Here is a 2937-nt window from a genome sequence, read left to right as displayed (position 1 = left end):
CCCACCACCTCCCCCTCGGCATCCACCCAGGGACTCCCGCTCGTACCGTCGGTGAAGCCGGGACAGTCGATGCGCTGCTGCGTACGGCTCTGCGCGGTGGGCCGGTTGGTACAGGTGCGGGGCACCTCCTGCACGTTGGGATACCCGGTGACGACGACATCGCCGGCCCCGGTCGCCCGCCCCGTGGCAAGGACGTTCGCCCCCACCACGTCCTCGACGGCCCGCCCGTCCTTGGAGGCGACGGCGGCGAAGGCGAAGTCACTGTCCTCATCGGACCGATCGCTCCAGGCGGCCGGCACAAAGGTCTTCGTAATCCGCCACAACCCGTACGGCGCCTGCCCCTTCCGATACCCGGGCGCGAAGACGACATCGGTGTCCCCGTCCCCGCCCAGACAGTGCGCGGCGGTGAGGATCAGATCCCGGCCGCCACTGTGCACGACGGAGGCCGTACAGAAGTGACCCCCCTCCAGATCACCACCGAACAAGGCCCCCACCCGGGCACTTCTAGGCACCGCCGGAACCGCACCGGACATACCGGCGACACCGGCGGCACCGAGGGACTCCCGTGCGGCATTGCCGTGGGCGGCACCGGATACGGACGTGACGGCGAGCAGCGCGACGAGGGAAAGCAACGCGTGCCGCCGGATGTCAGGGGGACGAATGAGGCGCGTCATCAGGGGCCACTCTGACGCGCGAACACAAGAACGGGTACAGCTCCTCGCTGAAAATTCTCCGTGAACCGGTAAAACTTGATCCGGCGGAGAGGCTCACCCCCCGGATCTACGGGCCCCCCGTGGAGCCTCGCCGTACACGGGAAAACCGTCGGTCACGATCTCGACCCCGAACGGCTCGGGCAGCGGAACGGACTCCCCGAACTTGCCCGGCAGCACATCACGGTAGGCGCCGTTGTCCGGGCGGGTGTGCAAGGCCCAGGTGCTCTTCCTGGGATCGATGACGAACAGCACGGGCACACGAACGACGGCGTACCAGTCGGCCTTGTCCCTGATGTCCCGGGACTTCTCGGACTGGGAGACGACCTCGACGACAAGCGCGGCATCTGCGGCGTCGGCCAGCCAGTCATCGTCGTCCTCCCATTCGACGGGCAGCACGATGAGGTCCGGCGTCGCGTAGTCGTCCGGATCCCCGGGCAACGCGATCGAGGACACCTCGTACACATCCAGACCGTCAGGCAGCGCAACCGCCTCAAGCTGCCGACGCACCTGCTTGACCACACCCGCGTGCTTCCCGGGCGGCGTCGGGGACACCACGAGCGACACGGACATGGCTCGCACGTGCGCACGGGCCCCCTCGCGCCGCTGTCCGACCTGAGTCATACCGCCCCCCTCAATAACACTCCGCTAACCTCCCATCACCCTAGGCCACCCCACTGACACTCGGCCCACAGCAGCTTCCCGCCCTTCGAGGCCCCCAGCTCCCGCAGCACCGAGACACCCAACGAGTCCGCACAGGCCCGTACGAGATGCAGCCCCCGGCCGCATTCACCGTCCGCCGGGGGTACGCCGACGAGGGCACCGTCGGCTCCGAACCCAGCCGGAACCCTCGGATCCGCGTCCCAGACGGCCACCCGGAACCGGCCCGACTCGCCGAGCCGGACGAGGCGCAGGGCGTACGGCCCGTCGGTGTGCCGGTGGGCATTGGTGAGCAGCTCGGAGGCGAGAAGCTCAGCGGCGGGGATGGCCTCGGCGAGCCCACGCGCGGCCAGAACGGTCCGCACGGTCGCGCGCCCGATACCGGGCGAGCGTGGATCGCGCGGGAGTTGAAGGGTGTAGTTCCAGGACGGGGATACGGTGGCCATCGGAAGTCTCCGATCACTGAGGGGAGTTGGACGGTTGCCCAGTGGCGGTGCCGCCTCGTCGGGCGGTGCACTTCTGGGGCGAGAGGCCCAGCCATAAGGTAGCAATCGATAGGTAATGCATTACCTGGAATCGCGAAAACAGATTTTACTGCACTCTTGTGAGTGACAGCCATGGCAAGGAAGAGGTCTAGCCCGTGAGGACCAACCCGACGGGTCGTCAACTCCGCCTGGGCGCTGAGCTGCGCAAACTGCGGGAGCGCGCGGGCCTGACCGCCACGGAGGCCGGTCAACTGCTCGGTTCCAACCAGACGTTGATCAGCAACATCGAGGCCGGCCGGTCGGGTGTGAGCGCCGACCGGGTTCGAACCCTGGCCGACCACTACGACTGCGCGGACACGGCCCTCGTCGAGGCGATCTCCCGGATGACCGGTGACCGCAAGCGCGGCTGGTGGGAGGAGTACCGCGAGATCCTCCCCGCCCCCCTCCTGGACCTGGCCGAACTGGAGCATCACGCCCGTTCGTTGCGCGACTCCACGACCGCCCGCGTTCCCGGCCTGCTCCAAACGCGCGAGTACGCCCTTGAGATCTTCCGGCAGGCGGTCACCGAGCTGTCACCCCCCGACATCGAGCACCGCATCTCGTTCCGGGTCAAACGGCAGGCGATCCTCTTCCGTGACGGCGCCCCGACCCCGTACGAGGCGATCGTCCACGAGGCCGCCCNNTGCTCGACATGAGCGAACGGAATCACGTCACCCTCCGCGCCATCACCTTCGACGTCGGCGCCTACCCGGGATCCGGACAGTCGATCTACTACGCCCGCGGCCCGGTGCCGCAGTTGGACACCGTCCAGCTGGACCAGTCCCATGGCGTCGCGTTCCTCGACGCCGAGGCGGAGTTGCGCAAGTACCGAACACTGTTCGACCGTATTGAGGCTGTCGCGCTCGCCCCGGAGAAGACCCAGGACCTCATCCACAGAGTGATCCGAGACCTGTGAAGGGACGCCTCCCCATGACCCCGCACCGGCAGAAGTCGTCGTACTGCTCCGAGGGCGCTTCCTGCATACACATCGCCACCACCCTCACCACGCCCCGGACAATCCACCTCACCGAAAGCGGCGACCC

At 67.9% G+C, this 2937-nt stretch carries 4 protein-coding genes and 1 pseudogene; 2 read left to right on the top strand and 3 right to left on the bottom strand.

The window, feature by feature from the left end:
- The 3 genes from AOK08_RS41855 to AOK08_RS41845 form a co-directional block, all read right to left on the bottom strand.
- A partial coding sequence (locus AOK08_RS41855; protein ID WP_055535813.1) for a trypsin-like serine peptidase occupies positions 1-674 on the bottom strand: 674 nt, incomplete at its 3' end.
- A gap of 93 nt (positions 675-767) precedes the next feature.
- Positions 768-1334 (bottom strand): Uma2 family endonuclease, encoded by a 567-nt coding sequence (locus tag AOK08_RS41850; protein ID WP_079054588.1) that lies wholly within the window; start codon positions 1332-1334, stop codon positions 768-770.
- A gap of 35 nt (positions 1335-1369) precedes the next feature.
- Complete coding sequence (locus AOK08_RS41845; protein ID WP_055535811.1) at positions 1370-1816, bottom strand: ATP-binding protein; 447 nt, start codon at positions 1814-1816, stop codon at positions 1370-1372.
- Positions 1817-2010: 194 nt separating this feature from the next.
- Between AOK08_RS41845 and AOK08_RS41840 the strand changes: the two are divergent.
- Together AOK08_RS41840 and AOK08_RS48300 are read left to right on the top strand one after the other, a co-directional pair.
- Positions 2011-2536, top strand: a pseudogene (locus tag AOK08_RS41840) (Scr1 family TA system antitoxin-like transcriptional regulator); the annotation flags it as partial.
- 2 nt (positions 2537-2538) lie between these two features.
- A partial coding sequence (locus AOK08_RS48300; protein ID WP_241827329.1) for a Scr1 family TA system antitoxin-like transcriptional regulator occupies positions 2539-2810 on the top strand: 272 nt, incomplete at its 5' end.
- Between the last annotated feature and the right edge of the window lie 127 nt (positions 2811-2937).

It is taken from the genome of Streptomyces graminilatus, from assembly GCF_001418565.1.
Lineage (GTDB): Bacteria > Actinomycetota > Actinomycetes > Streptomycetales > Streptomycetaceae > Streptomyces > Streptomyces graminilatus.
This window is presented reverse-complemented; position numbering and strand designations above follow the sequence as displayed.